Below are 25795 nucleotides of genomic sequence, written 5' to 3'. Positions count from 1 at the left end.
ATCACCTATTTTCCTCCGCCTAATACTTCGTTCCATCGATTTGTCCAATTGCCCAGCTCCGAAGTTGCTGTTTCGTAATCTACCCAAGTCAGCTTGCTATAATAATTCTCTCCAACCTTGACCTTCCCCTTAATCTTGTCACCGTATTTCACATCAGAATTCGACATACCATAATAAGATACTGCCGAGAAAGCCTCTTGAGCTTCTTTTCCACTTAAATAGTTTAATAGTTTGTAAGCCGCTTCTTCATGCTGACTTCCCTTCGTTAAAGCCCAGCTCGCAACTGCTGCAACAGCGCCTTCTTTCGGGTATGAGAAACCAATATTCATTCCTTCTTCTTCAAGTGCAAATGCTCGTCCATCCCAATATGGAACTGCTGCGACGTCACCACGTTCTAACAAGGTTTGAATAGACCCTGGATTGTCTGGAAAAGCAGCTACATGCCCTTTTAATTGCGAAAGGCTTTTAAAGGCTTTATCAATATCCTTAGGATTTGATTCTGTCCCCCCTTGAGCATGGACAAGCGCAGAGAAAAATTGCAGCCCGGCTGAATAAGTCGGGGATGAAATCGCTACCTTCCCTTTTAGCTGACTGCTCCATAGGTCTGTCCAGCTGTTTGGTTCCTGCTTTACGAGGTCTTTTCTATAAGCAATTCCAAGCTGACCCATACTAAAGCCTGCTGCATATTGTTTTCCATCAACAGTGAGCTTCTTTTGGACAGAACGGTAAAGTTTTTTGACATTTGGTGCTTGATCTTCATCGATAGGTGCAAGAACGTTTGCTGCAATGCCTCTTTGAATCGTATCAGGCTGTAAAATAAGCAGGTCATACGGTGGATTTTTACCATTTGACGCTTTTAATTTTGTAAACCATTCAGAATCCGCACCAGAGACGGTTTGGACTTTAATTCCCGTATCTTTTTCAAACTTTTCGAGGATCGGTTTGATATTCTTTTCCCAATCGCCTCCGTATACGCCAACGATTACAGTCTGCTGCTGTTTACCTTGATCCTGTCCATTCCCACCACAAGCTGTCAGCAGTAGAATCATTGATAGAACACCTGCAAAAATAGTGATTAATCTTCTTTTCATGATTCATTTCCCCCTTTTTGTCCATCCATATGACGAAGTGCTTGAATAATATCTTTCTTTGTTAACGGCTCATTTCTATGACTGAAATATTGATGAACTGCATGTTTATAATGTGTACGTTCATTGGCTGGGTAGGAACGCAGCCGCACAGCAAGCTCGCTGCTGGCTTCATCCGTCCATACTTTCTCATAAGCTTCTCTGTGTTCTCCAACATCCCACATGATATTAGCAGGATGATTACCCTTTTCACGAAGCAGATTCGTTTGCTCCTCATCAATCTTCCATTCATTTTGGTCTAGATACACTTTAACGCCATATTGCTGCAGCGCTCTTTCTTCACTTAATAAACCTGCTTCCACTTCATGAAGGACTTTTTCTTTCTCTCTTGCAAATGGATTTCCCCAGCCGCCTCCACTTGGTGATATCAATTGCACAATTTCGCCTTTTTCAAGACGTAGAACATCTATTTTCGGCTGGTCTTGTTTTTCACCTTTTGTTGTGACTAGTTTGACCTCACCGATAGCTCCCGCGCGGCCGCCCATTAGCCCCCAAGGCTGAAACTTCATCCGTTCCATCCCTCGTGCGGTCACCATGGATTCAGGCTTGATCATTTCGAATTCCAAACCAATCGCATGTCCGCCTCTGTTTTCTCCTGCTCCGCCTGTGTTTGGCAAAAGCTCATATCGGTGAACATGAATATCAATATGCTGTTCTAAGCTCTCAATGGGTGTATTTTTCAAAAAGCCAGACGAATGATCAATACCATCTACTCCATCCGTTCCATTTTGAGCACCGCCGCCTCCGCCTAATGGTTCGACAACAGACATTTTCCTGCCACCTGTTTGATTATCAGGAACGGAGAGAACAACAATTGCAGATTGACCTGCACCTGCTGCCGGCACCGCTTCAGGTAACAGCTTACCAATGGCGCCTAGTACGACATTGTACAGCCTCATCGTAATTGAATGCCGAATACCAACAGAAGCCGGGTATTCTGGATGCACTAACGTCCCTTTAGGTGAAATCACTTCAATCGGATATGTGATTCCGCCATTAATCGGTATAAAGGGATCTTTACTAATAATGTAATTAATCAATCCTTGATATAGGAAGGAATGCTTCTGACCATTGGTGACAAGGTTAAAAGCTGTTTTCACTTGCGGGTCACACTCAGAAAAATCAAGTGTCAGCCGCTTTCCTTTCACCGTTAACTTGATTTTCAACCGGATCGGCACATCCGAGATCATATCATCATCTAAATAATCAGCGAATTCACTCGTTCCGTCCGGAATGGCTTCAATGACCTTTCCTGCACGAACCTCAGATTGTTTCAGGAGGTCCATCATTCCTTGTTTCACTTCATTTATTCCAAATTTCCCGATCATTTCTTTTAACCGAATTTCTGCTGTATTTACTGCAGCAATCATTGCATTGATATCCCCATCATTTAAATGACTGGCTCGGCTGTTGGCTCTTAAAAAAGTACGAACGACCTGATTCTCTTTTCCGCCTTCATAAATTTTCACTGGCGGTATTCTTAATCCTTCTTGATGAACATCTGTCGCTGTCGGTGAAATACTTGAGGGCACAAGTCCGCCCACATCACTTACATGAACAAAAGACCAAGCATAGCTGACAATTTCACCATCTACGAAAATCGGCTTAATGATATGGACATCTGGCAGGTGAGTTGCTAAACCATCTGTCGTATAAGGGTCATTTGTGATGATAATATCTCCTGGCTGCATCGGTCCGCTCTCTTCAATCGCTTTTTTAAGACTCAGCCCTAAAAAGATCGTGACACCCACTGTCTTCGGATAAACAAAGAAATCTCCAGAAGGCGTGGCTAACGCTGTCGCAAAGTCAGCTGATTCTTTGACGAAAGTCGTAAAAGACGTCCGCTCAATGACATGTCCCATGCCAGATGCAATTGCATTAAAATAACTACGCATCATCTCAAGCTTTGCTGGATCAGTTCTCATGTAAAGCCGCCTCCCTTGAAATCACCAAGTTCCCTGATTGATCAATGCTGCCTGCCCAATTTGGCAGAATCAATGTTGTCGTATCATCCTGCTCAATGATGGCAGGTCCATTAATGACAGAGCCTACTGACAAAGTATCTCTGTAATAAATAGCTGCTTCATATTCTTTTTCTTCCATAAAGATTCGCCTAAATTCATGTGGCTTCAAAGATTGTCCGCTGCTTTCATGAACAGTTGTGAAAGGCAGCGGCGGCGTCTCGCCTATGACTCGAACTCGTAAATGAGTAAACTCGATGTTCGCCTGATCATCTCTATGACCATATTGACGCTGATGTAGTTTGTGAAAGGCTTCAATGAGTTGATGGATATCTTGTTCTTGCTTCAGCCATTCAGCTGATAAAGGTAATTCAATCTCAAAGGCTTGTCCTTGATAACGTGCATCTGCCAATAATAGTATGGATGTCTGTTTAATATGCTGAATGTTCTGCTGACTGAACCAATCAGTCGCTTTTCGAGAAAGCATCTCATAATCTTTTTTTAGTTGATCTATCGAGTAGTCTTGTAAACATATTTTCTTCGACAGTACCGCATCATGAATAAAGTCAGCGTTCAGGGCACCTAATGCACATAATGTTCCTGGACTTGGAGGAACGACCACGTTTTTCGCATGAATTTCTCGCGCAAGGAAATTCGCTACAACCGGTCCTGCTCCGCCAAACGCTAGTAAACTAAAATCTCTTGGGTCAAACCCTTGCTGCTCCATGACATTGCTTAATTCTGTGTACATATTGGCGACAGCTACTTGAATCAGCTGGTCAGCCGCTTCTTCTACCGTTTTGTTGAGCTGGTCAGCAATTGGCTGAAAGGCCTTTTCCGCCGCGGACAGCTGTAGTTGTAAATGTCCTCCGGCAAAACGCTCTTGATTGAGATAACCACATATGAGGAACGCGTCAGTTAAGGCGGCTTTCATTCCCTTTCCATACGAAGCTGGTCCCGGCTGTGAGCCAACTGATTCTGGTCCTGCTTTGAGAAGCCCTCCCTGATCAATCCATGCAACAGAACCCCCGCCTGCCCCTATTGAATACATCGCAACAGATGGAAGAATGATCGGAAAACCTGAAAGCTGATTTGACTGAGCCATTGTAGGCTGTCCATTTTGAATAATGGAGATATCTGCACTCGTCCCTCCCACATCAAACGTGATCAGATTGGATTCATTTGCAGCGGCTGCAATTCTTGCCGCACCAATGACACCAGCTGCCGGACCAGAAAAAAGTGTTTTAACAGGTGAAGTTGCTGCACTTTCTGCATCCATTAAACCACCATTTGATTGTGTAATGTATGGAGAAATTGGTACACCTTCTTCTTTCAACCGGCTTTTCAATGTTTGTAAATACTGTTTCACCTTTGGTTGGATATACAAATTGACAACAGACATCACAGTACGCTCGTATTCTCTCATTTGGGGCCATAATTCAGATGAAGTAAGGACTTCTAATTGCGGATAATGGTGTTTGATATAGGCTTTTGCCTGTAATTCATGAACTGGATTTTGATAGCTATGTAAAAAAGAAATGACAATACCTGCTAGCCCTTTAGACATGACCTGCTGGACAGCCTGATCTAATTGCTGCAGATGGAGAGGTTTTTTGATCGTACCATCGTGTATCAACCTTTCAGAGATTGGATATACATGCTTTCGTGGTATCAATGGTTCTGGCAAACGAGAATTGAAGTCATAAGGAATGGGTAATCGTAAACGCTGTAGTGACAATATGTCTTGAAAGCCTTCCGTCACAAAAAGGGCCAAATCTGCTCCTTTTCTCTGCAATAATGTATTAAGACCGATTGTCATGCCATGTACGAGATATTGGATTTTAGCTAAATCAACACCTCTGTCTTTTAGATGTTTTAGCCCATTGATAATTCCCTGAGCTGGGTCGTCAGTCACTGTGGGTGTTTTGAGTTCAGTTAGCGCCCCTGTTGCTTCATTCATCAGCGATAAGTCAGTAAATGTTCCGCCTATGTCTATGCCAAGCCGATAAGAGACATCCGCCATTTGTACTTCCCTCCTACAATGTAAATAGAACGATATTTTGATAAATTACGACATTATTTGATATTTGACTCCATATTATTAAAGCATATCGGTCTAGTCAATTTTATTTTTTTAAAATTTCTGTGTGTTAAATTCTTGAAATTAGCCCAAAAAGCAGTGATAAAGCCATTTTGATAAAGCATAATCTTTTTATGAACTGAAAAATTAAAATTTTTATGAATTTTTACAAATGTGAAAAGCAAGAAAACGGATAAAAACCGTTTTTCGAACTTTAAAAGGCGTTTTTTCAAAACCAGGAGAAATTGGTAAGTAATTCTGCTATACTTCTGTTTACAAAATACGCAAACAAGAAAGAGAGCTATCATCTATGAAACTTCTTAAAATCATTCTCTTGCTTTTACTGATCGTCGTTGGTGTAGCAACAGGCTATATTCAGCTGGAGCAAAGTAAACAAGAGACGACGAATTCATCTTATGACAAGACCATTCACTTCCCATCAGAACGTTACCCTGAAACCGCGAAGCACATAGAAGAGGCAATTGATGAAGGGCATTCATCCGTATGCACGATTGACCGTAAACATAGCGATGAACAAAGAGAACAATCACTTCATGGCATCCCAACAAAGCGCGGGTATGATCGGGACGAATGGCCGATGGCGATGTGTAAGGAAGGAGGAACAGGAGCTTCAGTCAAATATATTAGTCCTTCAGATAATAGAGGAGCCGGCTCATGGGTCGGTCATCAATTATCGGATGATCCTGACGGCACAAGAATACAATTTATCATCGATTAACGCCATTTCCCTTTTCTATCTAAAAAAATTTCCTCGTAACTGCATTCAGGTATTTCAAACATTTTTTTCATGCCGATAATCCTTAAGGAGGTTTATCCTACCTTATACCTAAAGGAGTCAAAAAGCATGAAGAAAAAGGGAAAACTGAGGCTTGGTGCCAAAATTTTGCTGATCTTTTTAAGTGTCATCATCATCTTTTCAGCAATTGTTGGTTATGTGGTGAATCGCGAAATGACAGAAAACATCAAGCACATGGCCACTGAAAAAGCAAAAGGTGATTTAAAGCTAGGCTATGCCTACCTAGATGAAAAAGTAGCAGGCTCGTGGCAGATAAAAGATGGAAAGCTTTACAAAGGGAATACCCAAATCAATGATCATGATACATTGGTCGACCATTTAGCAGAATACACCGATGATACCGTCACAATTTTCCAAGGAAATACCCGTGTCGCAACAAATGTCATGTTAAACGGAAAACGAGCTGTCGGTACACAAGTTTCACCAGAAGTGAAGGCCACTGTATTAGATAAAGGTGAAAACTATTACGGCACAGCAAATGTTGCAGGGAAAGACTATCAAACGGCTTATATGCCGATCAAAAATGATGCAGGCGAAACGATCGGTATTTTTTATACTGGCGCCAACCAAAGCATGATTTCACAAATGCTTCAGTCATTCTACATTCAATTTTTCATAGTTCTGTTGTTAAGCCTAATCGTTGCTGTGATCATTATTTCTATTTTCACAAAGCGGATTCAAACCCGTCTCAAGCGTATGGCTTCTGCCATTAAAAGTGCAGGTGAAGGAAATTTAACCATCAATGTGACAGATACAGCAGGCGACGAACTGTCTGATCTGGCTGATCATTTCAATAAAATGCGGGAAAAACTAAATCACACCATTCTTAATGTGATGAACACGTCTGAATTAGTGGCAACTTCATCTGAACAGCTGTCAGCTAGTGCAGAAGAAACAAGTGCAGCATCCGAAAAAATCACCCATAGTATTCAGGAAGTTGCTCAATCATCAGAAGAACAGTCAGCTCAAATGACAACAAGTGAGCACACGATGATTCAAGTATCTAACGAGTTGGCAAACATCACGGAAAATGCGGGGCAAATGGCTTCAAGAAGTCAATTTGCACAAGAAATCGCCCTAAAAGGTGTACAGAATATTGGGGAAGTAAACTCACAAATGACATCTATTGCAAAATCAATAGAGGAAAATGGGACAGCCATTCAAGCATTAGAAACACGTTCGGCTGAAATTGATCATATTTCCCATGTTATTACAGACATCGCTAACCAGACCAACCTGCTTGCCCTTAACGCAGCAATTGAAGCAGCACGAGCAGGCGAGCATGGGAAAGGATTTGCAGTTGTCGCAGACGAAGTAAGAAAGCTCGCTGAAGAGTCTCAAGCATCATCAAATATGATTTCCCATCTCATTTCTGAAATCCAAAAAGAGATGACTCATTCAACTAATGCGATCAAACGAGTAAGAGAGGAAGCGGCTCAAGGGACTGTACTTATTTCTCATACAGAAGAATCATTTATTGATATTCAGCAGTCAATGAGAGAAATGGCAGATGGTATCAAGCATTTATCTAGTGCATCACAAAAAATCGTAGCTTATACAAACGATGCGAAACGATCCTTTGCCACTATTACAGAAGGGGTTAAACTAACAAGTGAACATTCACAACAAGTAGCTGGTTTAACAGAAGAACAATTTGCCGCAATGGAAGAAGTAACTGCTTCATCAGAAGCTCTTGCCCATTTAGCAGGAGATTTAAAAGCAATGGTTTCACAATTTCACATCTAGATTCCTCATATAGAAGCGCAAGACGGCGACAATCGTCTTGCTGCCTAACATTCTCTTCAAGAATCACTCTTTCAACCATTCACATTCCAACGAAAATCTATGTATAAAGGAGTTTTTTAAATGAATAACTTAAACCAAGCCTATTCCCTATCTATCTCCTATCACCAAATCACCGTATACACCGGAAGCAAAACACCACCTGTGATTGACTGGTCAGATGATGACATTCTTCAAGGATTCGCCATAGGAGATCACGGTGTATCCTTTGAAGGGGTCAACAACGGAAAAGCATCTGTTACCGTAACTTTAAATAGCAATATGCCCCCAGCTTCGGCTGATAGAACGGTCACAGTGCCTTTTACGCATGCAAACGATCAAGTTTATATCACAAGCGTCATGGCTCAGGTGCTGTCTTTCCCTATTCCAAAGGGAGACTATCAGCTCACCTGCTATACTTCTCAGCAGGCTGATCAAGACCTTTATCATATGAATTTCCAAACGGTGTAGGTCACGACTGATCGTACAAATCAAGCCACTTTTCCGCAAAGTCTACTGATTCTCTCACCGGTAATAAATATGAACTGGCAAGCCCGATTTGACCGTGATGATGAGTGCCTCCTGATAGAAGAAAGTCACGGCCGATCTGCTCAAATAGTTCTTCTCTTGTGATAATATCTTGGTATTCTTTCCATACCCTCCATCCATTTTCTAAGATGGGAGCTCCTCTTGTCATGAGGTCTTGCTGAGGGATGCGATATTCAGCCAGATGGAAAGCTGTCAGACTTTCAAAAGACGTACCAATCAGCAGCACCTGAGCCTGAAGCTCATACATGCGGGCTAGAGGCGAATGTTCTCCTAATCCAAAAGAAAGTGCGTGGTGTTTCAGAAGCTCATGTTTCTTTTTCCCCCAAGCCGTGAATGAAAAATGAGGATGATTGCTTCTCGCCACGCCCGGGTATTTCCAAAACGTTTCTGCTACCTTTCCCATTGCTGTTGGCATCGAGTAAGCTGGATCAAATGCAGGCATCGTGTCTTTGATCGATTTCCACCATGAAAAAGGAACAGGCGGATCGATCCAATCAGCGGGCTCAGAAAGCTCTAACGTTTGTGCCGGCATGATTAGTGTCCCCTCTTCTGTTAAGGTTTCCATCAATGCTTGTATGAGGGCAACAGCGCCTCCGTTTACCCATCCAATAGATGATAAAGATGAGTGAACACATAAAATCATGCCTTTTTTCACACCAAGTTGAACCAAGTCTGCTTTGATTTTTTCCTTTGTCACCGGTTCAGCTTGATTTTCGATTAATTTTTTCATCGTTTCCTTATCCTCCTGCGTCTCTTTTCTTACTGCTGAATGAGACGCTTAACCGCAATAGACAGTTTATAATTTGCGTAATTTGTCAGCTCCGTTAAAAACAGATCCAGTTCATCATGACTGGAGAAATGACCTTCAGCCATATAACAGCCCTCACCACTTATTTTAAATAAATTCTTGATCTCTTCCTGTCGGTCGAGAAAGGACAGAAGCGGTTCGTGATGATGACTGCGGGTATAGAGCTGCATAAATGTTTGAATGGTCTTTTGCGTCCGCCAGTCAATCGAAATGGTATATGCTTCAATCACACCCTCTTCTTCAAGCTTTAACACACGATTTGCAACAGCTTGACCCGTTAAATGAACTTTTTCACCTAGCGCTTTCATAGTTAATCGGCTGTTTTTTGAGAGCTCTTTTAATATATCCAAATCGGTTTGGTCTAACATTGGCTCACCTCTTTCAAAAATCAAGTCCTTCTGATGAAAGACTTTCATTACCCTCTGTCACATGGAACTCTTTTAATATACTGTAAACTTAAGCAGAAAAAAAGGAGGCCTTTTCATGAAAATCACACTCATTCGGAATGCTACTTTCTACCTTGAATATGGTCAGGCAACTTTCTTCATTGATCCCTTTTTAGCAGCAAAAGGAACATATCCACCGTTTCCTCATACAGCCAATCAACATTTGAACAATCCGATTGTTGATTTGCCTGTAAACATTGACATAGACAACATGCTACACCCAGATGCTGTCTTACTCACTCATTTGCACGTGGATCACTTTGATGACGAGGCGAAACAAAAATTAGACCAAGACCAACCCATTTATACGCAATCGGATAATGACAAAAAAGAAGTTGAAGAGGCTGGTTTCCAGCATGTCACATGCATTGAAGATGAAATAGACATTTATGGTGTTCATATTCAGCGGACAGGTGGACAGCATGGGACAGGAGAAATTGCAAAGCGGATGGGACAGGTCAGCGGTTTTATTTTCTCTCACCCTGATGAACCTACCCTTTACATTGCAGGTGATACCATTTGGTGTGATGAGCCGAAGGAGGTTATCAATACTTGCAAACCAGATGTCATTGTGGTCAATAGCGGAGCTGCTCAATTTTTAGAAGGCGATCCGATTACGATGACGAAGGAAGACATTTTAGACGTTCACCGTTCTCACCCAACTGCACAAATTGTCGCTACTCACCTTGAGGCAGTGAATCATTGCTTACTAACAAGAGCCTCTTTACAAGCTTACATTCAGGATCATCAAGCAGCACAAGCCATTTTTGTCCCTAAAGATGGTGAAAGTCTCTCCTTTTGAATAGATTGATAAACAATAAAAAACCGGCACCTCGCTGCCGGTTTCATCCTTATGGTCGATGGTGCTGTGGTTTTTTCAGCAATGGCACAAATCCGTTGTTTTTCAAATGATTGTAATGCTCATCCATCCGTTTCGTAATATGTGTACCTTGTTCCTTTGTTAACACACCATATTGGACGTACTTCTCAATCACTTCTTTTCGTTTAGAAAGAATTTGCTGCTCAAGCGTTTCAATTTGTTTTTGTTGTTCTGTCGTTAGTTTTACTTGATGCGTTACTGGACGCTTTTCCATTTGGGGTGTTTCTCCATGAGCTGTTTCCATATAAAAACCAGACAACAGCATCATCGATAATATGATCAATCCACTTATTCTTTTCATCATTTTATTCCCTCCTTTATTCGCATTTATTTTGTGCACACTTTCCTTTTTTATACATATTCCATCACACAAATTGCACATAATATTCTTACTTTTTCGCTTTTCTTCTGAAAACGTTGTCCTAACAGAAAAAGCGTGCTATGTTTTGTTTTGTATAAAAAATAGAGGAGGATTCTTAAATGAGTCGTTTTTATCATAGAAAATCGATCTGGGTAATGCTTGTTGTGTCTGCTTTCATACTTGTCTTGTCTGCTTGCAGTCAATCAGGCTCTTCTCAGTCTGGAGATTCAAAGTGGGATGAGATTCAAAAGAAAGGGAAAATCGTGGTTGCTACTTCAGGCACCCTTTATCCAACGTCATATCATGATACCGCTAATGGCAAGGATCAATTGACTGGTTATGAAGTGGAAGTGGTCAAAGAAGCATTTAAACGCCTTGATGTGAAAGTAGAATTTAAAGAAATGGGCTATGATGGCATGCTGAGCGCCATTAATTCTGGTCAAGTGGATGCCGCTGCAAATGACATTGACATCACAGATGACAGAAAAGATAAGTTCGCCTTTTCAACTCCTTATAAATATTCTTATGGCACGGCGATCGTAAGAAAAGATGATTTGTCTGGCATTAAAACGTTAAAAGATTTAAAAGGAAAGAAAGCAGCTGGTGCTGCCACAACGATTTACATGGATGTCGCTCGCAAGTACGGTGCGAAGGAAGTCATTTATGATAATGCGACAAACGAGCAATACTTAAAGGATGTCGCTAACGGTCGTACAGATGTCATTCTAAATGATTATTACTTGCAGACACTAGCTCTAGCTGCATTCCCGAAATTAAATATTACGATTCACCCTGACTTAAAATACATGCCAAACGAACAAGGTTTTGTGATGAAGAAAGACAACACAGAGCTTCAAAAAGAATTAAATCGTGTCTTAAAAGAAATGAAAAAAGACGGAACCATGAAAAAGATTTCCGAAAAATTCTTTAATCATGCAGACGTCTCAAAGAAAATAAATGCTGATGTCGAAGATGTCGACATTTCTAAATAAGGAGCCGCAAGCGTGGGAGATATTCATTTAGAATATATATTTAATCCTGCACTGGCAAAGGCGTCATTTCCATTTGTCATGAAAGGCATCTGGCTGACGCTGCTCATTTCCTTTGTGAGCATGTTTTTTGGCACCATTCTTGGCTTTTTTATTGCGCTTGCCAGAATGGCGAACACGTGGATGCTTTGGCTGCCTGCACGGCTGTATATCTCATTCATGCGTGGTGTGCCCATTCTGGTGATTTTGTTTATTCTTTATTTTGGATTTCCTTATATCGGCATTGAGTTTACAGCGGTCACTGCTGCCATTATTGGATTCAGCTTCAATAGCGCTGCCTATATTGCAGAAATCAATCGGGCGGCCCTCTCATCTGTTCCAAGTGGACAGGTGGAAGCTGCCAAATCACTAGGGCTCAGCTATTGGCAAACGATGCGCGGTGTCATTTTGCCTCAATCCGTCCGCATCGCACTGCCACCATTGACCAATGTCATGCTCGATTTAATCAAAGCCTCCTCACTGGCTGCGATGATTACTGTACCCGAGCTTTTCCAGCAAGCAAAGATCGTAGGTGGGCGCGAATTCGATTATATGACCATGTATATTTTGGTCGCCCTCATTTACTGGGGCATTTGCAGCGTAGTCTCATTGCTTCAGGACTTTTTAGAAAAACACTATGCAAAATATCTGTAACAAAAAAGAGCAGATCCAATCGACCTGCTCTTTTTTAGATTCAGCTTTAATGTATTAGCCATAACCACGCATATAACCCCAGTAAAGTAAGGATCAAGGTTGGGATGGTCAGGATGATTCCGGCTTTCATGTATGCACCCCAAGAGATATGGACGCCTTTTTTCTTAAGAACATGAAGCCACAGCAATGTCGCCAATGAGCCGATAGGGGTCATTTTCGGACCAAGGTTGGAGCCGATGACATTGGCATAAATCAGTCCGTCTCTCATGACGCCTGCTGTATCTGTATGACCGATTGCTATCGCATCAATCAATACGGTAGGCAGATTGTTCATGACAGAGGACAGCACTGCGGCAAGCACGCCCATAAACATCGTTCCCGCAAGCAAGCCATGCGATGCTCCTTGTTCGATCCATGCCGCCAATATTTCTGTGAGACCGACATTCTTCAGTCCATATACGACGACATACATGCCGATTGAGAAAAAGACAATGGACCACGGTGCTTCTTTTACGACACGTTTTGTCGCCACTTGCGGACTTCTTCTCGCCAGCCACAAGAAGACAAGGGCAATACCGCCCACAATGATGGAGACCGGAACCCCAATGAGTTCCCCTGCAAAATAACCGACAAGCAGACAGCCAAGTACATACCAAGACAAGCGGAACATGCGGATATCCCGGATTGCTGATGCCGGTTCCTTCGCCTGTGATACATCGTATGTTTTTGGGATAAGCTTTCGGTAAAACACATAAAGCACTAGCATGCTTGCTCCAAGCGACACAAGGTTTGGCACGAACATGTTTGCTGTATATTCTAGAAACCCAATATGAAAATAGTCGGCTGATACGATATTGACCAAGTTACTAATAACAAATGGCAAGGAGGTTGTATCTGCAATAAAGCCGCTCGCCATCACAAAAGGCAGGATCATCCGCTCATCCAGCTTTAACGCTCTCACTACAGACAAGACGATCGGGGTCAAAATCAGTGCCGCTCCATCATTCGCAAAAAAAGCAGCCACGACAGCGCCGAGCAATGTTAAATAAATAAACATGCGGACACCGTTCCCTTTTGCGGCTTTTGCCATATGCAGTGCAGCCCATTCGAAAAACCCAATTTCATCTAAAATTAACGAAATAATAATGATGCCAATAAACGCAAATGTTGCGTTCCATACTATCTGCGTCACTTCCCACACATCGCCCAGATGAACGACACCAAAGGCAAGTGCAAGAATGGCGCCTCCACATGCTGACCATCCAATGGTTAAACGTCCTGGCTGCCAAATGACAAGGACGAGGGTCAGGATGAAAATCAAAATGGCCAAGGTGACTGCTCCCAAAGGTGGCCCCCCTTTCATAAAATCCTTATCTATCATACAACGAAACACAGCCGTTGTATGCCATTTTCACATGAAAACCCGCAGGTGATCCCGGGCACCTGCGGATTCGATGACTATTGATCTTTTTTCATCAGCATTAATTCAATAAATAACTCACATCGCTGGCTGAAGTGACTTAAATCGATTGAGGTCATATCAAAGATTTGTTTCATTCGATAATTTAATGTATTTTGATGAATAAACAACTGCTCCGCGGCTGGCTTTAGCTTGCAGTTATTCAATAAGTAGACTTCAAGCGTTTTTAAAAATGAGGTTTGGCTGTCACGGTCTTTTTCTTTCAAACGTAATAAATCTGGATTGAAGTCATTTTTCTTTTTTTGATGACTGTAAATTGAGTCTAAGAACCGGAAAACCCCCAGATTCTCGTAATCATATGGAATCAGCTCTTGTCCCCCCACAATTTTCACAGCCTTCACGACCTCTATCGCTTCAAATCGACTTGTGCTCATTTTCATGACATCTCGATATTCTCTTCCCATTCCAATATACAATGGAAAAGGATGGGCATGCGCTTTCGATTGCAGGTGAGCGATGACGTCAGCCGCAGTCGCTTTCGGTGAGTGCCGGTCTGACAAGCTGCCCAATATCACGACAATGTCGGCTTGAACGGAGTATACGTGATTCACCTTGTCTTCTAGCTGCAAATACGTCCGAATGACGTCCTTTACATCTTCTGCCGTCTCACTTTTGTTATCGGCAGCGTGTACGACCATGACAGTAAATACCGCTGGCAGCGGGATGCTTAAATTCTCAGCCTCCCACTTCAGTTCTTCTTCTGTATAAAAATGATCATCCATGACCTTTTTGAAAAATTCTTCAATCTTGCCTTCCTTTTTCTCCAGCTGTTTCTTATTCTTATAAATCACTTTTCCCACTTGAAAGGAAGCTTCATGCAAAAATTGCAGCTCCTCCTGAGAGAGGGAATCCTCAATGTCCTGCACCCAAATAAAGCCTACAACCTCTTGTTTATGCTTGGCGCTCACAGCCACCCGCCGATTAAACCCGAGCTCGTCATGACCGCTCACATAAAAAGGCTTTGACTCCTTGTGAAGCCGCTCGATGACCCCTGTTTTCTTTAACCAATCGACTACAGACCCCGGACATTCCTTTGAGAAAATCGTTTGCTGATTGACTGGGTCAAACTGCTGAATGCTGTAAGAATTATAAGCAAGGAGCTGACACTCTGTGCTTTCTAAAATGACTGGTTTTTTTAAATACCCGCTAATAAATGCAATTAACTTATCGACATCAAAAAATGTATGAAGCTTTTCTAATATCTCTTCCATCCCGATTGCTCCCTGATTAAGTAATACATTTATCATACTTCTTTCCGGACAGATTTGCATAGAAACAAGTCGTAGACAAGCAAAAAAAGCATGAACCCGTGTGCACAGGTTCATGCTTTTCCAACTTAAAACATTTCACTAATCGTTTTTGCCTGCATGTGTAGAGCTAGGTAATCTGGACCGCCTGCTTTTGAATCGGTTCCTGACATTTTGAATCCGCCGAATGGGTGGTATCCCACGATGGCTCCTGTGCAGTTACGGTTAAAGTAGAGGTTTCCTACGTGGAACTCCTGCTTCGCACGGTTGATGTGATCACGATTATTGGTAATGACAGCACCTGTCAAACCATATTCCGTGTTGTTGGCTACTTCAAGTGCCTCATCAAAGCTAGATACTTTCGAGAAGGCCAAGACAGGTCCAAAGATTTCTTCTTGCATCAAGCGAGATGTTGGCTCAAGATCTGCAAAAATGGTTGGGTGAATGAAATATCCTTCTGAATCATCACTCGTTCCGCCAGTGACTAAGCGGCCTTCCTGTTTGCCAACCTCGATATAATCCGTGATCTTGTCAAAGGACGCTTGATCAATGACAGGTCCCATGTAGACATCCGCAGAAAGAGGGTTCGCTGTTGTTTTCGTTTCTGTGATTTCCTTCACTCGCTTGATCACTTGGTCATACAGCTTCACGTGGACGACTGCCCGAGATCCAGCTGAACATTTCTGACCTGAAAAACCGAAGGCTGATGTGAAAATGGCATTAGCCGCTAATTCGACGTCTGCATCCTCATCTACAACCACTGTATCCTTACCACCCATTTCAGCAATGACACGCTTTAAATGCTGCTGACCTGGCTGTACTTTTGCCGCACGTTCAAAGATACGTGTCCCTACTTCTCTTGAGCCAGTGAATGTAATCAGGCTTGTTTTCGGGTGATCGACTAAGTAATCTCCAACTTCAGCTCCGCTTCCTGGTACAAAGTTCACCACACCCTTTGGAAGACCTGCTTGCTCAAGCTCTTCCACAAAACGTGCCGCAATGACAGGAGTTGCACTTGCAGGTTTTAAGACAACTGTGTTCCCTGTAACGATTGGTGCTACTGTTGTTCCTGCCATAATGGCAAACAAGAAGTTCCACGGCGGAATGACGAGCGTCACGCCAGTTGGTGTGTATACGTATTGATTGTGTTCCCCTTCGCGGCTGTTCACTGGTTTGCCTTTCGCCAGCTCCAGCATTTGACGAGCATAATATTCAAGGAAGTCGATCGCTTCTGCTGTATCTGCGTCCGCCTCGTTCCAAGGCTTACCTGCTTCTTTGACAAGAAGGGCTGAATACTCATGCTTTTTACGGCGAATGCTTGCCGCAGCACGGAATATGACGCTGGCTCTTTCTTCTGGAGACGTATAGCGCCAAGTTTCAAATGCTTTGGCCGCAGCCTGAACCGCTTGTTCTGCCTCTTCTTTCCCGGCCTTTGATACGGTTCCAACAACTTCACCCTTTTTCGCTGGATTGATCGAGACAATTTGGTCTTTCGTTTCGATTCTTTCGCCATTAATCACGAGCGGATAGGTTTGACCCAGTGATTCTGTTACCTTTGCTAATGCTTGTTCAAACGCTTTACGGTTTTCTTCCTGGCTAAAATCCGTGAATGGTTCATGTTTGTAAGGTGTTGTCATCTTTGTCACGCTCCCGTTTCAAATTATTTTTTCGTCATTCCTTTTAAAGCAAAGGCAATGTTTGCCGGCCGTTCTGCAAGACGTCTCATGTAGTAGCCATACCACTCTCGTCCATACGGGGTATAGACCCTCATTTGATAGCCTTCCTTCACAAGTGACTGCTGCGTTTCTGATCTCATGCCATACAGCATTTGAAATTCGAACTGACTTGTCGGTATATTGTGTTTTTTTACAATATTTTTCGTGAACTCGATCATTTGATCGTCATGTGTCGCAATGGCTGTATAGTTCCCTGTAAGTAATTGCTTTTCGATCAGTTTCTTGTAATTCTGATCAACGTCTTTTTTGTTCGGATACGCCACTTCGGCGGATTCCTTATAGGCACCCTTTACAAGTCGTAAAAATGGTTGCAGCTCATTGAGGTCATCAAGATCCTTTTCTGTTCTGTACAAATACGCCTGCAGGACCGTACTAACATACTCATATTGAGATTTCATCTCTTTAAAAATGTCCAGCGTTTTTTGACAGCGCTGTTCATCCTCCATATCGATTGTCACCATGATACGGTGTTTTTCTGCCGTATCTAAAATACGTTTCATATTGCGATACACAAGGTCATCGTCAATATCCAGGCCGAGTGATGTCATTTTGAGTGACACGTGGGAATTGAGCTTGGCCTCTGCAATCCGCTGAATGGTTTGAATACACTCATCCGTCCGCTCATTTGCAATCTCTGCCTTTGTGACAAACTCACCAAGGTGATCGACTGTTACAGCCATTCCTTGATCATTTAATCGTTTAATGACAGAGATAGCGCTCTCAAAATCTTTCCCACCGATGATTTTCTTAGATGCAACAGCACTTCCCCAATTACGAGCAATATGGTTCAAGAGACTGCTTTTTGACAAAAACAAGAAGAAATTTCTTGTGACCGACTCCATAAAGGGCACCTCCCACTCTTTGTAAGCTATGTCTTTATTGTAAGGCTCATAAGCTGTCCGCTACAATATTTGAAGATGACAAAAATTCTGACTTTTTTTGTGGTTTTATCACAATAAGAGATAAAAAAGAGCCTGCCGCTATCCGGCTGGCTCTTCCCTCCTACGCCCACACCTCATCAAGGGTAGACTGCAGCAGCTCATTTAATTCTTGCATCAGATTATCTTTCGGTTGATTGTAGCTTTTCACCAATTCATCAAAACGCGCCAGCTCTTTATCAATAAATGGGTGGACATGAGCGAGACGGTTCTCTACATCCATTTCTTCTCCGTCCATTTTACGTTTGAGCAGTTCGTGAATTTCTGCTAAAAGCGGGCCTTCCTCCACTAGCTCTTTGAGCAATTCATGAAAGTCCATTGGTGGAACTGTCCGGTAACGCTCAATCCACTGACAGGCAAGCAGCGGACGAAGCACATAGAAATACTTCTTGATTCGCACCTGCTCTCCTCGTAAATGCCGACTCTCATTCCGCTTCGCCATATTGAGGTAATGATACATCAAAGCCGCAGGGTAAAACGCTCGATCTTTTAATTCTCTTAGCTGCTTTGCCAAAGAGAAAGATTCAGCATAGATGATATCAGAAGACAGCCATTCCATAATGGACGGATTTGATTTATTGAATAGGCGCAGTGCCTTTCTAAGCTCCCAGCCGCTGATATCAAGCATGTCATCAATCGGCCGTTCAATGACATCACGATGCTCTTCCATCACCCAATACCATTCTTTCCGGGGAACATATAAAAAACGAACATCATAATCACTATCGGTCGAGGGAAATCCCCATGCCCTGCTGCCTGATTCGACGGCAAGGCAAATCTTTACGTCATACGTTTTTTCAATGATTTTCAGCTCTTCCTTAATTCTCTCTCTCAAGCGTCCATCAACTCTTTCTATAGAATTCTGCATGACTTCTTCACGTTTTGGGAAAATACGAATAAGACATATATGAAAAAGGAGTTGGATCTAATGTCTATATCTCGCATTATGAAATGGATCACTGGGATTTTTGAAGCCTGCCTTGCCATCCCTGTGATCGGAGGTCTATTCGTTATCAGTAATGGCTATACACCGCTCATGGTCATGCTTATTCTGCATATTATCACACTCGTCTTATCGAAGCGAGACCAGGGACCAATGATTGGAAGCATCATCGGAATTGTCACATCCTGTCTTGCCTGGATTCCGATTCTCGGATTCATTCTTCATATCATCACTGCCCTTGCTCTCATTATCACCGCGTTAGTGCCTGATGAAAAAACGAGACAGAATACGAGCTATTAAAAAAGAGGCCTCCTAGAGAGTGGCCTCTTTTCTTTTAATTCGTTAAATGCTTTTGTAAGAAGGCAAGCTTCTCTGTTTGAAAAGCCGGGATGTACTCGTGTCCAAAGTAGCGATACACCTTTAAATCTTTATCTGTTTCTAAATGGTTGTATACCGCAAACACAGTAGATGGCGGGGTGATTTGGTCGATCAGACCGATCGCCATCAATGTGGGCTGTTTCACCCATCCGGCTAAATTGATTAAATCAAAATAGCTTAACGTCTCAAATACCTTTTCTTCCGCTTCTGGGTCGCTGTTTCTGCGAAAGTATGAATTGATTTCTAAATAAGGCTGCTCCAATGCCACATCTACCGCACGTTCGAAATTTGATAAGTACGGATAATCTGCCACGACGACCTTCGGAATGTCTGAAAGTGCTGCAGCTGCAACCGCTAGTGCACCACCCTGGCTGCCGCCCACCACGCCGATTCGGTGTTCATCCACTTCTGGGAAGGACTGAATCACGTCGAGCGCTCGAACCGCATCTAAATAAACACCACGATAATAGTAGGTCTCTTTCGATAAAATACCTTTTGTCATCCATCCCAGAGACTGCCCTGCTGGTGTCACTGTCTTATCTTCACTGCCGCCTTGACCGCGGACGAGCATGCCAAATGTCGCATAGCCATGCAGTGCCCAATTGACGATGTCATGAATGTCGCCGTCATAGCTTGCATTATAGCCATGAAAACGAACGAGTGCTGGATGCGGACCTGTTTGATCTGGTACCGCATACCAGCCTTCAATTTGAGATTGACCAAAGCTTTGAAACGTCAGGCGGTACACCTTAACGCCCTTTACTGGATAATCATAAGGTTCAAGTGCTGGCTCTGCCTCCACTTGGTTCAGTTCTTCAAGCGACGCCTTCCAAAAGTCTGAGAAATCAGGACGTGCTGTTTTCTTCGGTTTATACTTTTTTAGCTCATCTAACGGTAAATCAAACAATTGCATATCCTACTATCCCCCTTTGTTTTATTAGTTGTGTGTATCATATCACTGTTTTCTTGACGAAGAAAGACATTTTCACTACAAAAGACAAAACCTTCTGACATTTCTATTGGCAAAGAAGATTGAAACCTTTATGATAAAGAAACTGGCTTGAAAACTAGAGATTCTCATCTCAGTCAAAAAAATCAAAATCGATCCATTCATGGATTTCATATTTGCAATCATCGAATAAAGGAGGAACCTGTATGAAAATCGCCCTTGTCCAAATGGACGTACAAATTGGAGAACCTGATGTGAACTTTCAAAAAGCAGAAGCATTTTTAGAAGAAGCGATCCGCGAGCAGCCTGATCTGATCATTTTACCCGAAATGTGGAATACTGGTTACGCTCTTGAAAAAGCCGATCAGCTGGCGGATGTAAACGGTGAACGAACAAAACAGCTTTTCTCTTCCTTTGCCCGTAAGCACCAAGTCGTTCTCATTGCAGGAAGTGTATTGAACAAGCGTACAGAAGATGAGAGGATCACCAACACGATGTATGGATTTAACCGCCAAGGTGAGCTTTTAGTCGATTATGACAAAATTCATTTGTTCCGCTTAATGGATGAGCACAACTATTTAACCGCTGGTGATCAGCTTGGTTTATTTGACTATGATGAGGATGTGAAGATCGGGGCGATGATCTGCTACGACCTTCGCTTTCCGCAGCTTTCCAGAACACTTGTCAACAAAGGGGCGAAGGTGCTTATCAATACGGCGCAATGGCCGTCAGCAAGAGTGGATCATTGGCGCAGCTTGCTCATCGCAAGAGCAATAGAAAATCAGTCATTTATGATTGCTGTTAACAGAACAGGCACAAGCAGAGACACTGAATTCCCTGGACACTCCATGGTGATTGATCCACTTGGCCGTATTCTGCTTGAAACAAGTCATGAGGAAGACATTTATTATGCGGACATTGACCTTCAGCTAGTGGATGAAGTGAGACAGCAGATTCCTGTGATGACAGATCAGCGTCTGGATATTTATTAAAAAGCAGGGTGCTCCCCTGCTTTTTGCATTTAATTAAACGTTTGTTTAAGCTTTTTGATAAAGGTCCATTAGGGCTTGAGCTGCTTTCGTTAAATACCTTTCTTCCACATATGCAAACACAAGAGTGCGGGTTGGGCATGAATCAATTTTCAAATAAGTGACTTCGTTCCTGTCCTCTTGTGCCACCATTTTCGGCACAACTGTCACACCTAGTCCATTTTTGACCAATGCCTGCGCTGTTTGAATATGACTTGTTTCAAAGGTAATCTTCGGCTGAAAACCATGATGAAGACATAGTTCCGTGACCACTTGCCGAAAGCCGTATCCCTCTTTCAGCATAATGAATGCTGCGTCTTCCAGAAGGCGAAACGGAACAGCCCCTTTCTGATCTGCTTGATTGATGATTTCGTTCAATTCACCTGTTAACCAGGGCTGAGCAGTTTGCGGAACTGCGAGAAGAAGCGGCTCTGTCAGCATTTGTTTCGTTTTCAATGATTCATGCTCGACAGGCATAGATAAAATAGCCAAATCCAGCTGACCAGCCAATAGAAGTTTTTCTAGCTCACGAGGTGATTCTTCTATTAGCTGAACGTGAACATGAGGATACGTTTGACAAAAGGTTTTTAATAAACCGGGCAAGACATATCCTCCTGTGACTGCTGGCGCTCCAATGTTCAGCTCTTTCCCCACCTCATAAGCAGCTTCTCCCATTTCACGCAGCAAGTCATCTCTTTCCTTCAAAATGTTCTCAGCCCTTTTAATGAATCGACTCCCTTGAGGGGTGGGTGTGACTTGTCCATACTTTCGAATAAATAGGGGGGTGTCTAATTCCTCTTCCAGTTTCTTTATTTGTTGGCTTAAAGAAGGCTGTGCAATGTGAAGCTGGTCCGCTGCTTTTGTAAAACTTTTCTGCCGGTACACTTCCATGACATATTCCATCATTCGTATATCCACTTACATCACCTCATAGGTTTTAACTATTCATGTCATATCTTTTATGTCTTAGACAAATAACAAAAGGAATTTTACGATAAAGAGACAACAAAGGGGGAGAAGAAATGAATCCATATGCTAAAGCTGAAAACCAATTCTCACAAAATGCCGAGAACTATCGAGATTCACCTATATTTTCAGCCGGAGAAGAGCTGGAATGGATGAAAGCGACAGCAAATGCGAAGGGTCATGAGCATTTACTTGATATCGGCTGCGGAGCAGGGCATACCGTTTTTTCCTTTTCAGACATTATTTCTAAAGGGATCGGCATTGATGTCACGCAAAAAATGATCGAGGTTGCAGCAGCACTTGCAAAAGAACGCCAGCTGGAACATATTACTTTTGAACGGGCAGCCGCAGAAGCATTGCCATTCGCTGATGAATCATTTGATATCGTGACGTGCCGGTTTGCCGCTCACCACTTTCCAAACCTTCCCGCAGCCATGTCCGAAATCAGCCGGGTCTTAAAAAAAGGCGGCGCATTTCTGCTCGTCGACCATTATGCACCTGAGAATGCGGCACAGGATTCATTCATTAATCACTTAAATAGACTTAGAGATCCTTCTCATGTGCGAGAAAGCTCATTATCAGAATGGGAAGAGCTTTTCGCTGCCAACAAACTGACTCAAAAAGAGGTTCGTTACTGGGATCTGCAAATTGATTATCAGGACTGGATCACACGTGGACGCACACCAGAAAATGTCCAACAGGAGATCGTTTCCCATCTTCAAGCCGCAGACCCTGATACAAAGCAGCTATTTCAGCTTCAATTCGATGCACAGCAGCAGCCTATTTCCTTCTGCTTAAAAGCTGCACTCATTCAAGGAATCAAGAATTAAACTGATAGAAAAAGTCTACCTTCGTCGGTAGACTTTTTTATTTCGAATATACATCTTCACTGTCTCACAGGTATTGCTTTTCATGTTTGTGACACGTCCCTCCTCACAACAAGGAGTGCTACATCGTGTTTCTATTATAAGATAAAAGAACGGAGATAGGTTAGGCATTTTAAAAATTGTACGTAGATCCTCTGAATAAAAAAAGAACCTACCCTCTTTGGAATAAGTTCTTCACTGCGTGCGTCAATCACGGTGCAATATCCTCTAATACTTTCTCACGCGTTTCGATCATTTTAAAAGCAAGAATTGCTCCCACTACAGTCACACTTGCGAAAAGAATAAAAATAGTTGAAACACCGCTCACCTCTAAAATAAAGCCTATCATAATAGGAGCAATCGCTGAGGCCAGCCTAAGCCAAGCAGTAGCAAATGCCGTTCCAATCACCCTCATACGTGTTGGATAAATTTCAGGTGTATATAAATAGAGAAGAACTGTAATTGTCCCCATCATTCCGTAAGCAGCGGACCCTAAATAGATCACACTTTCTGGAGAACTCGCTCCGCTGATCCATAAAGCCGTTAATAAAGCACCTGTTACGATAAATGCAATGGTTGCCCAGCGCTTTCGTCCTACTTTATCAATTAAAAATGCACAAGCGAATACACCTATGGTCTGTAAAATATTTGTGAGAGAGGCTGCCCTTAATGAATCTCCAACTGGCAAATTGTAAACCGTATTATAAAGACTTGGTAACCAGTTATTTAAACCATTCGATACAAAGTAGGCAGAAAACCATAGTCCCCATACGATCAATGTTCTTTTACGGTAAAAAGTTGAAAAAAGCTCTTTCCAATCGCCCTTTTCAGTACTATTATATACTTGTTTTACAGGCATTCGTTTGTCAGTACTAGCTTCAATTTCTTCAATAATTCTTTCGGCCTCATCTAATCTGCCTTTCGAAATAAGCCATCTTGGAGATTCACGTAACATAAAAAAGAATACAAAGACGATTAGACCTCCAATGCCTCCAATTAAAAACATCCACTTCCACCCAAAGCTAGGTACAACAAATGCGCCGATTTGAGCTGAGATCATTAACCCTAAAGGAAAAATCATCTCATAAAGCATAAAAAATCTGCCTCTCCCTTGAGCCCGGGATAGCTCATTGATATATGAGGCTGCTACCGGCACCTCTCCTCCTACCCCAATTCCTTGTATAAAACGAAAAATAAACAGTGCCATAAAATTACCTGAAAACACACATGCAATACTCATGACGGACATGAGGAGTATAGTCCACTTTGCACTAAAAACACGGCCACGCCTTTCTGCTAACCATCCAAAGAAAATGGCACCAATCGCTTGTCCTATATAACCAGACCCAATAAGAAGACCAATTTGAGCAGGTGATAAACTCCACATGCCGATGAGAACTGGGAGAACAAACGCTAAAGACAGAGCATCAAAAGCATCAAAAAAGGTGGCAGATCCCATAATGATACGAGGCTTTAAATGCCATCTAGAAAAAGGTACACTTTCCATTCTCGTCAATAGTTGTGAAGCTCTATCAACAACTTGCCCATCATGAGAATTTGAATTTCCGCTGACTTCTAACGTCATGATATCTCCTCCTTATTAGAGGAAATGATGCAAAAGTACATGCCGAAGAGCGCTAAAGAAATCGCTTACATTTTAAATCAAGAGACATTCTAGAGCGTTCATACGAGTTTTCAGCATCTATCATTTCTTTTTTGGCGTTCCCGTGGTGCCCCGATCTATATAGTACATAGGGAAGATATGTTCCATCGCCTCTAACTGTTCTCCTTCTAATACCTGTGTTAATAAAGAAACAGCTTTTCTCCCCATTCCAACTAAATCTACATGAACTGAAGATAAAGAAGGGGTTAGAAAACTTGCAATGGGCACATCATCGGCACCAACGACTGACAAGTCATGAGGTATGGACACATTTGCGTGATCTGCAGCTTTCATGACCCCCATCGCCAAAAAATCTGAAGAGCAAACAACTCCAGTCATGTGCTGGTTTCCTTGGAGAAATTGAGAAACCACTTCTACTACTTTTCCCCCATCAAATTCATCTAGCTCAAACACAAGTTCTTTGTTCATTGTTAACCCTAAATTTTTAAGTGTGCGCTCATATCCCTTGTAGTACCTCACACTATGCATCGAACTCATTGGACCATTGACCAGCCCAATGGTTCGATGACCTTTCTCAAATAAGGCCGTTACGGATTGACACACACCTTGTTCATCATCTGGCCTGACACATGGGAAAGGAGAGTCCTTTAAGTAACTTCCAACAACAATAATGGGAATAGCTAAACTTTTTAACCAATCCATACTCAATTCTTCATTTCTTGGAGAAAATAAAATGGCACCATCTACAGCCTGTGTTTCAAGTAATCGCTGCTGCTGTATAGATGTAAATGACATCAACATATTGAATTCAGTTTCATCTAATTCCTTCGCAATACCATCTAAAATCGTCGAAAAAAATGGATTATTCAAAATATATGAACCACGCGGAACCACGACAGCTATATTGCCAGTCTTTCTTTTAACGAGCCCTCTAGCTCCTAAATTAGGGCGATAGCCTAACTCATCAATCACTTGTTTGATTCTTTCAGCCGTTTGAGCACCTACTCCTGGTTTACCACTTAATACTCTGGAAACAGAGGCGATAGACACTCCAGCTTTCAATGCGACATCTTTAATACTTACTGACACATTTCATACCTCCGGGAGTCTGTTGTTTTATACACTA

24 protein-coding genes are annotated in these 25795 nt (G+C 42.4%); 9 read left to right on the top strand and 15 right to left on the bottom strand.

The annotated features are described in order from the left end of the window. Positions 1 to 5: 5 nt before the first annotated feature. Genes MKZ05_RS02050 through MKZ05_RS02040 form a run of 3 tightly spaced genes read right to left on the bottom strand, consistent with a single transcriptional unit; the run spans position 6 to position 5132 of the window. On the bottom strand, positions 6 to 1091 hold the full coding sequence (locus tag MKZ05_RS02050) for an ABC transporter substrate-binding protein (protein WP_003214282.1): 1086 nt from the start codon (positions 1089 to 1091) through the stop codon (positions 6 to 8). Then, the gene (locus MKZ05_RS02045; RefSeq protein WP_339161148.1) at positions 1088 to 3073 is read right to left on the bottom strand and encodes a hydantoinase B/oxoprolinase family protein; all 1986 of its coding nucleotides are present in this window, start codon (positions 3071 to 3073) and stop codon (positions 1088 to 1090) included. Before MKZ05_RS02045 ends, MKZ05_RS02050 begins: the two co-directional genes overlap by 4 nt. Next, entirely contained in the window at positions 3063 to 5132 is a 2070-nt protein-coding gene (locus MKZ05_RS02040) for a hydantoinase/oxoprolinase family protein (RefSeq protein WP_339161147.1), read from the bottom strand. The genes MKZ05_RS02045 and MKZ05_RS02040 overlap by 11 nt, the downstream gene beginning before the upstream one ends. A 367-nt stretch (positions 5133 to 5499) precedes the next feature. On the opposite strand from MKZ05_RS02040, the gene MKZ05_RS02035 reads away from it, so the two are divergent. From MKZ05_RS02035 to MKZ05_RS02025, 3 genes are all read left to right on the top strand, one after another. Further along, positions 5500 to 5928 carry a NucA/NucB deoxyribonuclease domain-containing protein gene (locus tag MKZ05_RS02035; protein WP_003214307.1) on the top strand — a complete coding sequence of 143 codons (429 nt, stop codon included), beginning with the start codon at positions 5500 to 5502 and terminating at the stop codon, positions 5926 to 5928. Between the two features lie 126 nt (positions 5929 to 6054). Further along, positions 6055 to 7752: a methyl-accepting chemotaxis protein gene (locus MKZ05_RS02030; RefSeq protein ID WP_339161145.1), complete on the top strand. Its 1698-nt coding sequence runs from the start codon at positions 6055 to 6057 to the stop codon at positions 7750 to 7752. 120 nt (positions 7753 to 7872) lie between these two features. Further along, complete coding sequence (locus MKZ05_RS02025; protein ID WP_284905732.1) at positions 7873 to 8259, top strand: competence protein ComJ; 387 nt, start codon at positions 7873 to 7875, stop codon at positions 8257 to 8259. 1 nt (position 8260) lies between these two features. Here MKZ05_RS02025 and MKZ05_RS02020 read toward each other — a convergent pair whose 3' ends face one another. Together MKZ05_RS02020 and MKZ05_RS02015 are read right to left on the bottom strand one after the other, a co-directional pair. Then, positions 8261 to 9067: an AAC(3) family N-acetyltransferase gene (locus tag MKZ05_RS02020; protein WP_339161142.1), complete on the bottom strand. Its 807-nt coding sequence runs from the start codon at positions 9065 to 9067 to the stop codon at positions 8261 to 8263. Between the two features lie 29 nt (positions 9068 to 9096). Then, on the bottom strand, positions 9097 to 9513 hold the full coding sequence (locus MKZ05_RS02015) for a winged helix-turn-helix transcriptional regulator (RefSeq protein WP_003214483.1): 417 nt from the start codon (positions 9511 to 9513) through the stop codon (positions 9097 to 9099). 115 nt (positions 9514 to 9628) lie between these two features. On the opposite strand from MKZ05_RS02015, the gene MKZ05_RS02010 reads away from it, so the two are divergent. After that, on the top strand, positions 9629 to 10393 hold the full coding sequence (locus MKZ05_RS02010; RefSeq protein WP_310427488.1) for an MBL fold metallo-hydrolase: 765 nt from the start codon (positions 9629 to 9631) through the stop codon (positions 10391 to 10393). Positions 10394 to 10442: 49 nt separating this feature from the next. Here MKZ05_RS02010 and MKZ05_RS02005 read toward each other — a convergent pair whose 3' ends face one another. Then, positions 10443 to 10772 (bottom strand): YckD family protein, encoded by a 330-nt coding sequence (locus MKZ05_RS02005; RefSeq protein ID WP_050943461.1) that lies wholly within the window; start codon positions 10770 to 10772, stop codon positions 10443 to 10445. Between the two features lie 179 nt (positions 10773 to 10951). Here MKZ05_RS02005 and MKZ05_RS02000 point away from each other — a divergent pair, with 179 nt between their 5' ends. Together MKZ05_RS02000 and MKZ05_RS01995 are read left to right on the top strand one after the other, a co-directional pair. Next, positions 10952 to 11824, top strand: a complete 873-nt coding sequence (locus MKZ05_RS02000) for a transporter substrate-binding domain-containing protein (protein WP_050943239.1) — start codon at positions 10952 to 10954, stop codon at positions 11822 to 11824. A gap of 12 nt (positions 11825 to 11836) precedes the next feature. Next, entirely contained in the window at positions 11837 to 12514 is a 678-nt protein-coding gene (locus MKZ05_RS01995; RefSeq protein ID WP_003214368.1) for an amino acid ABC transporter permease, read from the top strand. A gap of 46 nt (positions 12515 to 12560) precedes the next feature. On the opposite strand, the gene MKZ05_RS01990 is transcribed toward MKZ05_RS01995, so the two are convergent. The 5 genes from MKZ05_RS01990 to MKZ05_RS01970 form a co-directional block, all read right to left on the bottom strand. Continuing rightward, the gene (locus tag MKZ05_RS01990; protein ID WP_065098769.1) at positions 12561 to 13859 is read right to left on the bottom strand and encodes an arsenic transporter; all 1299 of its coding nucleotides are present in this window, start codon (positions 13857 to 13859) and stop codon (positions 12561 to 12563) included. A 113-nt stretch (positions 13860 to 13972) separates the two neighbouring features. Further along, positions 13973 to 15205 carry a helix-turn-helix domain-containing protein gene (locus MKZ05_RS01985; RefSeq protein ID WP_339161139.1) on the bottom strand — a complete coding sequence of 411 codons (1233 nt, stop codon included), beginning with the start codon at positions 15203 to 15205 and terminating at the stop codon, positions 13973 to 13975. 125 nt (positions 15206 to 15330) lie between these two features. Next, a complete protein-coding gene (gene pruA / locus MKZ05_RS01980; RefSeq protein ID WP_339161138.1) occupies positions 15331 to 16878 on the bottom strand; it encodes an L-glutamate gamma-semialdehyde dehydrogenase in 1548 nt (515 codons plus the stop codon). 23 nt (positions 16879 to 16901) lie between these two features. Then, positions 16902 to 17819 (bottom strand): proline dehydrogenase, encoded by a 918-nt coding sequence (locus tag MKZ05_RS01975; RefSeq protein WP_050943247.1) that lies wholly within the window; start codon positions 17817 to 17819, stop codon positions 16902 to 16904. Between the two features lie 160 nt (positions 17820 to 17979). Further along, positions 17980 to 18783 carry a nucleotidyltransferase domain-containing protein gene (locus MKZ05_RS01970; RefSeq protein ID WP_339161136.1) on the bottom strand — a complete coding sequence of 268 codons (804 nt, stop codon included), beginning with the start codon at positions 18781 to 18783 and terminating at the stop codon, positions 17980 to 17982. Between the two features lie 60 nt (positions 18784 to 18843). On the opposite strand from MKZ05_RS01970, the gene MKZ05_RS01965 reads away from it, so the two are divergent. Further along, positions 18844 to 19158 carry a hypothetical protein gene (locus tag MKZ05_RS01965; protein ID WP_003213913.1) on the top strand — a complete coding sequence of 105 codons (315 nt, stop codon included), beginning with the start codon at positions 18844 to 18846 and terminating at the stop codon, positions 19156 to 19158. 34 nt (positions 19159 to 19192) lie between these two features. Here the strand turns inward: MKZ05_RS01965 and MKZ05_RS01960 are convergent, their stop codons facing one another. Continuing rightward, positions 19193 to 20149: an acetylxylan esterase gene (locus tag MKZ05_RS01960; RefSeq protein WP_050943250.1), complete on the bottom strand. Its 957-nt coding sequence runs from the start codon at positions 20147 to 20149 to the stop codon at positions 19193 to 19195. A gap of 242 nt (positions 20150 to 20391) precedes the next feature. On the opposite strand from MKZ05_RS01960, the gene MKZ05_RS01955 reads away from it, so the two are divergent. Beyond that, the gene (locus MKZ05_RS01955; RefSeq protein WP_212046228.1) at positions 20392 to 21177 is read left to right on the top strand and encodes a carbon-nitrogen family hydrolase; all 786 of its coding nucleotides are present in this window, start codon (positions 20392 to 20394) and stop codon (positions 21175 to 21177) included. Positions 21178 to 21222: 45 nt separating this feature from the next. Here the strand turns inward: MKZ05_RS01955 and MKZ05_RS01950 are convergent, their stop codons facing one another. After that, positions 21223 to 22119 carry a LysR substrate-binding domain-containing protein gene (locus tag MKZ05_RS01950; RefSeq protein WP_268459585.1) on the bottom strand — a complete coding sequence of 299 codons (897 nt, stop codon included), beginning with the start codon at positions 22117 to 22119 and terminating at the stop codon, positions 21223 to 21225. Positions 22120 to 22235: 116 nt separating this feature from the next. Here MKZ05_RS01950 and MKZ05_RS01945 point away from each other — a divergent pair, with 116 nt between their 5' ends. Next, entirely contained in the window at positions 22236 to 23009 is a 774-nt protein-coding gene (locus MKZ05_RS01945) for a class I SAM-dependent methyltransferase (protein ID WP_003214198.1), read from the top strand. A 247-nt stretch (positions 23010 to 23256) separates the two neighbouring features. Here the strand turns inward: MKZ05_RS01945 and MKZ05_RS01940 are convergent, their stop codons facing one another. Further along, positions 23257 to 24630 (bottom strand): MFS transporter, encoded by a 1374-nt coding sequence (locus MKZ05_RS01940; protein ID WP_003214203.1) that lies wholly within the window; start codon positions 24628 to 24630, stop codon positions 23257 to 23259. Between the two features lie 120 nt (positions 24631 to 24750). Further along, positions 24751 to 25758 carry a LacI family DNA-binding transcriptional regulator gene (locus MKZ05_RS01935; RefSeq protein WP_339161132.1) on the bottom strand — a complete coding sequence of 336 codons (1008 nt, stop codon included), beginning with the start codon at positions 25756 to 25758 and terminating at the stop codon, positions 24751 to 24753. Positions 25759 to 25795: the final 37 nt, after the last annotated feature.

The sequence above is a fragment of the Bacillus sp. FSL M8-0277 genome (assembly GCF_037975305.1).
GTDB lineage: Bacteria > Bacillota > Bacilli > Bacillales > Bacillaceae > Bacillus > Bacillus pumilus.
This window is presented reverse-complemented; position numbering and strand designations above follow the sequence as displayed.

Coding starts and splice junctions, on each gene's coding strand:
- MKZ05_RS02050 (WP_003214282.1), bottom strand. CDS start 1,091: ATGAAAAGAAGATTAATCACTATTTTTGCAGGTGTTCTATCAATGATT.
- MKZ05_RS01945 (WP_003214198.1), top strand. CDS start 22,236: ATGAATCCATATGCTAAAGCTGAAAACCAATTCTCACAAAATGCCGAG.
- MKZ05_RS02025 (WP_284905732.1), top strand. CDS start 7,873: ATGAATAACTTAAACCAAGCCTATTCCCTATCTATCTCCTATCACCAA.
- MKZ05_RS01965 (WP_003213913.1), top strand. CDS start 18,844: ATGTCTATATCTCGCATTATGAAATGGATCACTGGGATTTTTGAAGCC.
- MKZ05_RS02035 (WP_003214307.1), top strand. CDS start 5,500: ATGAAACTTCTTAAAATCATTCTCTTGCTTTTACTGATCGTCGTTGGT.
- MKZ05_RS02030 (WP_339161145.1), top strand. CDS start 6,055: ATGAAGAAAAAGGGAAAACTGAGGCTTGGTGCCAAAATTTTGCTGATC.
- MKZ05_RS02040 (WP_339161147.1), bottom strand. CDS start 5,132: ATGGCGGATGTCTCTTATCGGCTTGGCATAGACATAGGCGGAACATTT.
- MKZ05_RS02000 (WP_050943239.1), top strand. CDS start 10,952: ATGAGTCGTTTTTATCATAGAAAATCGATCTGGGTAATGCTTGTTGTG.
- MKZ05_RS02005 (WP_050943461.1), bottom strand. CDS start 10,772: ATGAAAAGAATAAGTGGATTGATCATATTATCGATGATGCTGTTGTCT.
- MKZ05_RS01940 (WP_003214203.1), bottom strand. CDS start 24,630: ATGACGTTAGAAGTCAGCGGAAATTCAAATTCTCATGATGGGCAAGTT.
- MKZ05_RS01975 (WP_050943247.1), bottom strand. CDS start 17,819: ATGGAGTCGGTCACAAGAAATTTCTTCTTGTTTTTGTCAAAAAGCAGT.
- MKZ05_RS01985 (WP_339161139.1), bottom strand. CDS start 15,205: ATGGAAGAGATATTAGAAAAGCTTCATACATTTTTTGATGTCGATAAG.
- MKZ05_RS01970 (WP_339161136.1), bottom strand. CDS start 18,783: ATGCAGAATTCTATAGAAAGAGTTGATGGACGCTTGAGAGAGAGAATT.
- MKZ05_RS02045 (WP_339161148.1), bottom strand. CDS start 3,073: ATGAGAACTGATCCAGCAAAGCTTGAGATGATGCGTAGTTATTTTAAT.
- MKZ05_RS01955 (WP_212046228.1), top strand. CDS start 20,392: ATGAAAATCGCCCTTGTCCAAATGGACGTACAAATTGGAGAACCTGAT.
- MKZ05_RS02010 (WP_310427488.1), top strand. CDS start 9,629: ATGAAAATCACACTCATTCGGAATGCTACTTTCTACCTTGAATATGGT.
- pruA (WP_339161138.1), bottom strand. CDS start 16,878: ATGACAACACCTTACAAACATGAACCATTCACGGATTTTAGCCAGGAA.
- MKZ05_RS02020 (WP_339161142.1), bottom strand. CDS start 9,067: ATGAAAAAATTAATCGAAAATCAAGCTGAACCGGTGACAAAGGAAAAA.
- MKZ05_RS01950 (WP_268459585.1), bottom strand. CDS start 22,119: ATGATGGAATATGTCATGGAAGTGTACCGGCAGAAAAGTTTTACAAAA.
- MKZ05_RS02015 (WP_003214483.1), bottom strand. CDS start 9,513: ATGTTAGACCAAACCGATTTGGATATATTAAAAGAGCTCTCAAAAAAC.
- MKZ05_RS01960 (WP_050943250.1), bottom strand. CDS start 20,149: ATGCAATTGTTTGATTTACCGTTAGATGAGCTAAAAAAGTATAAACCG.